Below are 6,539 nucleotides of genomic sequence, written 5' to 3'. Positions count from 1 at the left end.
AACACCGCGCTGTGCACGGTCGGCAAGACCGGCAACGATCTGCACTACCGTGGCTACGACATTCTCGACCTCGCAGAGGCTTGCGAATTCGAGGAGATCGCGTACCTGCTGGTGCACGGGAAGCTGCCGACCCAGGCCGAACTGACGGCCTACAAGACGAAGCTCAAGGGCCTGCGCGGGCTGCCCGCGAACGTCAAGGCCGCGCTCGAATGGATTCCCGCGGCCGCGCATCCGATGGACGTGATGCGCACCGGCGTGTCGGTGCTCGGCACCGTGCTGCCGGAGAAGGACGATCACAACCTGGCGGGTGCACGCGGCATCGCCGACAAGCTGATGGCCTCGCTCGGCTCGATGCTGCTGTACTGGTATCACTACGCGCACAACGGCAGGCGCATCGAGGTGGAGACCGACGACGACTCGATCGGCGGCCACTTCCTGCATCTGCTGCACGGCGCGGCGCCGTCGAAGTCGTGGGTCGACGCGATGCACGTGTCGCTGAACCTGTACGCCGAGCATGAATTCAACGCGTCGACCTTCACCGGCCGCGTGATCGCGGGCACGGGCTCGGACATCTACTCGGCGATCACCGGCGCGATCGGCGCGCTGCGCGGGCCGAAGCACGGCGGGGCGAACGAGGCCGCGTTCGAGATCCAGTCGCGCTACCAGAGCCCGGACGAGGCGGAAGCCGACATCCGCCGGCGCGTGGAGAACAAGGAAGTGGTGATCGGCTTCGGCCATCCGGTGTACACGATCTCGGATCCGCGCAACAAGGTCATCAAGGAAGTCGCGCACAAGCTCTCGAAGGAAGCGGGCAACACCAAGCTGTTCAGCATTGCCGGGCGGCTGGAGTCGGTGATGTGGGACGCGAAGAAGATGTTCCCGAATCTGGACTGGTTCAGCGCGGTGTCGTATCACATGATGGGCGTGCCGACGGCAATGTTCACGCCGCTCTTCGTGATCTCGCGCACGGCCGGCTGGAGCGCGCACATCATCGAGCAGCGCATCGACAACAAGATCATCCGGCCGAGCGCGAATTACACCGGACCGGACGACCTGCCGTTCGTGCCACTCGCGAAACGCGTCTGACGGCGATCCGACGGCGAGCGAAAGCGTTCTCACGTCGTTGCCCGCGTAATCGCAAAGTCGCGCGAGCAGGTCCGCGCCGTTGCTTCCCGGCGTTGCATCGCGGTCGCGTGATGTAATGAAGTTGGCCTTGACTCGCCGACACCCGACGCCTCGAGTCAAGGCCGCTCTTTACGGCGGTTCAGGCAGCGGCATGGGCAACCATGCAAACGAGTGGCTGCAAATCAGCGCGCTAAACTACTGAAACTATCCGACCACTATCCGATCGATCCGCCAGCGAAGCGCCGCCCACCAATGCACCGCTGAGTATGATCGGCGCCGGCATGTCCCGGCTCATTACTGTTCTGTTCCCTACGCCATGAATACAGCAAACCGCAAACGCCTACCCGGCACCCAACTCGATTTCTTCGACACGCGTGCCGCGGTCGATGCGATCGAGCCCGGCGCCTACGACAAGCTGCCGTACACGTCGCGCGTGCTGGCCGAAAATCTCGTGCGCCGCTGCGATCCGGCGACGCTGACCGCGTCGCTCAGGCAGATCATCGAGCGCAAGCGTGAACTGGATTTCCCATGGTTCCCGGCGCGCGTCGTGTGTCATGACATCCTCGGCCAGACCGCATTGGTCGACCTCGCGGGCTTGCGCGATGCGATTGCCGCGCAAGGCGGCGACCCGGCGCTGGTCAATCCGGTGGTGCCGACGCAACTGGTTGTCGATCACTCGCTCGCCGTCGAGTGCGGCGGCTTCGACCCGGATGCGTTCGCGAAGAACCGCGCGATCGAAGACCGCCGCAACGAAGACCGCTTCGACTTCATCAACTGGACCAAACGCGCGTTCAGAAACGTCGACGTGATTCCGCCGGGCAACGGCATCCTGCATCAGATCAATCTGGAACGGATGAGCCCGGTGGTGCAGGTGAAAGACGGCGTGGCCTTTCCCGATACGCTGGTCGGCACCGACTCGCATACGCCGATGGTGGACGCACTCGGCGTGATCGCGATCGGCGTGGGCGGTCTCGAAGCGGAAAGCGTGATGCTGGGCCGCGCGTCGTATATGCGCCTGCCGGACATCGTCGGCGTGGAGCTGACGGGCAAGCCGGGCGAGGGCATCACCGCGACCGACGTCGTGCTCTCCCTGACCGAATTCCTGCGCAAGGAAAAAGTGGTCGGCGCGTACCTCGAATTCTATGGCGAGGGCACGGCGCGGCTCACGCTCGGCGACCGCGCGACCATCGCCAACATGGCGCCCGAGTTCGGCGCGACGGCCGCGATGTTCTATATCGACGAGCAGACCATCAAGTACCTGAAGCTCACGGGCCGCGACGACGAACTCGTCAAGCTGGTGGAAACCTACGCGAAGCACACCGGCCTGTGGGCCGATACGCTGAAGCACGCGGAGTATGAACGCGTGCTGAAGTTCGACCTTTCCAGCGTGGTGCGCACGCTGGCCGGGCCGTCCAACCCGCATCGCCGTTTGCCGGTTGCGGAGCTGGCGGCGCGCGGCATCAGCGGCAAGGTGGAGAACGAGCCGGGCCGGATGCCGGACGGCGCGGTGATCATTGCCGCGATCACCAGCTGTACGAACACCAACAATCCGCGCAACATGATCGCCGCCGGCCTGCTCGCGCGCAACGCGAACCGGCGCGGACTGACCCGCAAGCCGTGGGCGAAGACCTCGCTCGCGCCGGGCTCGAAGGCGGTCACGTTGTACCTCGAAGAGGCCGGGCTGTTGCCGGAGCTGGAACAACTGGGCTTCGGCGTGGTCGCGTATGCGTGCACGTCGTGCAACGGCATGTCGGGCGCGCTGGACCCGGCGATCCAGAAGGAAGTGGTGGAGCGCGATCTGTATGCGACCGCCGTGCTGTCCGGCAATCGCAACTTCGACGGCCGCATCCATCCGTACGCGAAGCAGGCGTTTCTCGCGTCGCCGCCGCTCGTGGTGGCGTATGCGATTGCGGGCACGATCCGTTTCGACATCGAGAAGGACGTGCTCGGCGTCGACGCCGACGGCCATGCCGTCACGCTGAAGGACATCTGGCCGTCGGACGAGGAGATCGATGCGATCGTCGCGTCGAGCGTGAAGCCGGCGCAATTTCGCAAGGTGTACGAACCAATGTTCGCGGTGTCCGCGGATACGGGCGTGCAAGCCGATCCGTTGTACGACTGGCGCGAGATGAGCACTTACATTCGCCGTCCGCCGTATTGGGAAGGCGCGCTCGCTGGTGAGCGCACGCTCAAGGGGATGCGCCCGCTCGCGGTGCTGGGCGACAACATCACGACGGATCACCTGTCGCCGTCCAACGCGATTCTGCTGGACAGCGCGGCGGGCGAATACCTCGCGAAGATGGGCCTGCCGGAAGAGGACTTCAATTCCTACGCGACCCACCGCGGCGATCACCTGACCGCGCAGCGCGCGACCTTCGCGAACCCCACGCTGAAGAACGAGATGGTGTTCGAAGACGGCGAGGTGAAGGCCGGTTCGTTGGCGCGCATCGAGCCCGAGGGCAAGATCACGCGCATGTGGGAAGCGATCGAAACCTACATGGAGCGCAAGCAGCCGCTGATCGTGATCGCCGGGGCCGACTACGGCCAGGGGTCGTCGCGTGACTGGGCGGCTAAAGGCGTGCGCCTTGCCGGCACCGAAGCGATCGTCGCGGAAGGGTTCGAGCGCATTCACCGCACCAACCTGGTGGGGATGGGCGTGTTGCCGCTGGAGTTCAAGCCCGGCGTGAATCGCATCACGCTTGGCATCGACGGTACGGAAACCTTCGATGTGATCGGCGAGCGCAAGCCGCGCGCCGATCTGACGCTGGTGATCCAGCGCCGCAACGGCGAGCGCGTCGAGGTGCCGGTGACGTGCCGGCTCGACACCGCCGAAGAGGTCTCGATCTACGAGGCGGGCGGCGTGTTGCAACGCTTTGCGCAGGACTTTCTGGAGTCGACCAAGGCGGCTGCTTGACACCGGTCGAGGCCGGTTGAGACCGCTTGAAACCGGTTGAGGCTGACCGAATCAGCCCGGCTTGAGCAGGCCGCCCGAAACGCCGGCACAGGCGGTTCAGCGACGAACATAACGCAGCACGGGGCGGTGTGGCATTGCATGCCATACCGCCCGCTCACATCAGGACACGACTTTCATGGCTCACCAACCCCAGATCAGGATTCCGGCCACCTATATGCGTGGCGGGACCAGCAAGGGCGTGTTTTTCCGCCTGCAGGATTTGCCCGAAGCGGCCCAGATGCCGGGCGCCGCTCGCGATGCGCTGCTGATGCGCGTGATCGGCAGCCCCGACCCGTACGGCAAGCAGATCGACGGGATGGGCGGCGCGACGTCGAGCACCAGCAAGACGGTGATCGTTTCCGCAAGCAATCGGCCCGATCACGACGTGGACTATCTGTTCGGTCAGGTGTCGATCGATAAGGCGTTCGTCGACTGGAGCGGCAATTGCGGCAATCTCTCGGCCGCCGTCGGGCCGTTCGCGATCAGCGCGGGCCTCGTCGACGCGAGCCGCATTCCGCGCGACGGCGTGGCCATCGTGCGTGTCTGGCAAGCCAACATCGGCAAGACGATCATCGCGCGTGTGCCGATCACCGATGGCGCGGTGCAGGAAACCGGCGACTTCGAACTCGACGGCGTGACCTTTCCCGCAGCGGAAGTCCAGCTCGAATTCATGGACCCGGCGGCGGAAGAAGAGGGCGCCGGGGGCTCGATGTTCCCCACCGGCAAGCTCGTCGACGACCTCGAGGTGCCGGGCGTCGGCACGTTGAAGGCAACCATGATCAACGCGGGCATTCCGACCATCTTCGTCGACGCGCAGGCGCTCGGCTACACCGGCACGGAGTTACAGGACGCGATCAATAGCGACGAGAAAGCGCTGGCCAGGTTCGAGATCATTCGCGCGCATGGCGCGTTGCGCATGGGCCTCATCAAGCATCTCGACGAGATCGCGACGCGGCAGCACACGCCGAAGATCGCCTTCGTCGCCAAGCCGGCCGATTACGTCGCGTCGAGCGGCAAGCGCGTCGGCGCGGGCGACGTCGACCTGCTGGTGCGGGCGATGTCGATGGGCAAGCTGCATCACGCGATGATGGGCACAGCGGCGGTCGCGATCGGCACGGCCGCGGCGATTCCGGGAACGCTGGTGAATCTGGCGGCCGGTGGCGGCGAGCGCGAGGCGGTGCGCTTCGGGCATCCATCGGGGACGTTGCGCGTGGGCGCGCAAGCGAGCGAGAGCGGCGGCGAGTGGACCGTGACGAAGGCCATCATGAGCCGCAGCGCGCGGGTATTGATGGAGGGCTGGGTGCGGGTGCCGCAGGAACGGTGAGATGCCCGTCCGGATCAGCGGCACGGAAGGCTACGCGGACGAGGCGGAGCCGCTGATCGCGTCGTAGCAGGGCATTTCGAATCCGCTCAATGCTCCCCCATGCCCGCATCACCCGGCAAGATGCGGGCGCTGTCGCGCAGACACTCGACCGCCAATGCCACGGCGGCCCGCTCGACACTATCGGCACGCCAGTACATCGATACCGAGCCGGCGCCGGACAGCTCGATGCGCAGAATCCGCAATGTATTGAGCCGTTCGAAGCGCAGCGCCGCGCGATGCGACGCGACCCCGAGCAGATCGGTGTGATTCAGCAACGTGATGTTCAGCATCGACGAGTTGGACTCGACGAAATGGCTTGGGATCGATCGTCCCGCTTCCGCGAGCGCGGCGTCCATCGCGTTGCGCACCGGTGTGCCCTGCGGCCACACGATCCACGAATATGCCGCCACGTCGTCCCAGCTCAACGCATTACGCGCGACGAGCGGGTGCCCCGGCCGGGCGACGAAATGGATCGGTTCCAAGTAGAGCGTTTCCGCACACACTTGCGGGTCGTCGCAGGCCTGCGCCGAACGGCCGACCACGATATCCAGCTCGCCACGAATCAATTGCGGAAACAGCAGGTTCATCGTGCTTTCCTGGAGCCGCACCTGTGCGCGCGGCATCTGCTGCAATAGCCGCGACACCGCGAGCGGCACCGTATCGGCTGCCGCGACCCCCGATGTGCCGATCGTCACCAGTCCGCTGCCGCCGTCGCGCAGCGCCTGCATGTCGTCGCGCGCATTGTCCAGCCGCGCCTCGATTCGCCGCGCGTGCTCGATCAGCGCCTCGCCGTAAGCCGTAGGCCGCAACCCGCGTGCGTGACGCTCGAAGAGCGGCAAGCCCACGTCTTCCTCGAGTTCCTTCAGCCATTTCGACAGGCCGGGCTGCGTCGAGTTGAGCGCGGCCGCGGACTGGCTGAGGTTGCCCGTCGCCGCGAGGCTCAGCAGCACTTGCAAGTGCCGCAGACGCAGCCGGTAAGTCCAGTCCATGATTGCTTCCCTCGATAAGGTATGTCCAAAAAATTATAGGAGAGAACATTTCATTATTTTACCGGTTATGGCTGAATGCTCTATAAATGCATCACAACGATCCCGTTCG

At 65.1% G+C, this 6,539-nt stretch carries 4 protein-coding genes; 3 read left to right on the top strand and 1 reads right to left on the bottom strand.

All coding sequences use genetic code 11. The annotated features are described in order from the left end of the window. The 3 genes from prpC to prpF form a co-directional block, all read left to right on the top strand. Positions 1–1,086: bifunctional 2-methylcitrate synthase/citrate synthase (prpC, locus tag BN2475_RS23870; protein ID WP_094781950.1), on the top strand; the 1,086-nt coding region annotated here is incomplete at its 5' end. Between the two features lie 355 nt (positions 1,087–1,441). Continuing rightward, the gene (acnD, locus tag BN2475_RS23865) at positions 1,442–4,039 is read left to right on the top strand and encodes a Fe/S-dependent 2-methylisocitrate dehydratase AcnD (RefSeq protein ID WP_094781949.1); all 2,598 of its coding nucleotides are present in this window, start codon (positions 1,442–1,444) and stop codon (positions 4,037–4,039) included. Positions 4,040–4,214: 175 nt separating this feature from the next. After that, complete coding sequence (gene prpF / locus BN2475_RS23860) at positions 4,215–5,402, top strand: 2-methylaconitate cis-trans isomerase PrpF (RefSeq protein WP_094781948.1); 1,188 nt, start codon at positions 4,215–4,217, stop codon at positions 5,400–5,402. A gap of 86 nt (positions 5,403–5,488) precedes the next feature. Here the strand turns inward: prpF and BN2475_RS23855 are convergent, their stop codons facing one another. Beyond that, positions 5,489–6,430: a LysR substrate-binding domain-containing protein gene (locus BN2475_RS23855; RefSeq protein WP_094781947.1), complete on the bottom strand. Its 942-nt coding sequence runs from the start codon at positions 6,428–6,430 to the stop codon at positions 5,489–5,491. Between the last annotated feature and the right edge of the window lie 109 nt (positions 6,431–6,539).

This window comes from Paraburkholderia ribeironis (assembly GCF_900019265.1).
Taxonomy (GTDB): Bacteria; Pseudomonadota; Gammaproteobacteria; order Burkholderiales; family Burkholderiaceae; genus Paraburkholderia; species Paraburkholderia ribeironis.
This window is presented reverse-complemented; position numbering and strand designations above follow the sequence as displayed.

Excerpts from the sequence above, each read along its gene's own strand:
- acnD (WP_094781949.1), top strand. The coding sequence starts at position 1,442 with ATGAATACAGCAAACCGCAAACGCCTACCCGGCACCCAACTCGATTTC.
- BN2475_RS23855 (WP_094781947.1), bottom strand. The coding sequence starts at position 6,430 with ATGGACTGGACTTACCGGCTGCGTCTGCGGCACTTGCAAGTGCTGCTG.
- prpF (WP_094781948.1), top strand. The coding sequence starts at position 4,215 with ATGGCTCACCAACCCCAGATCAGGATTCCGGCCACCTATATGCGTGGC.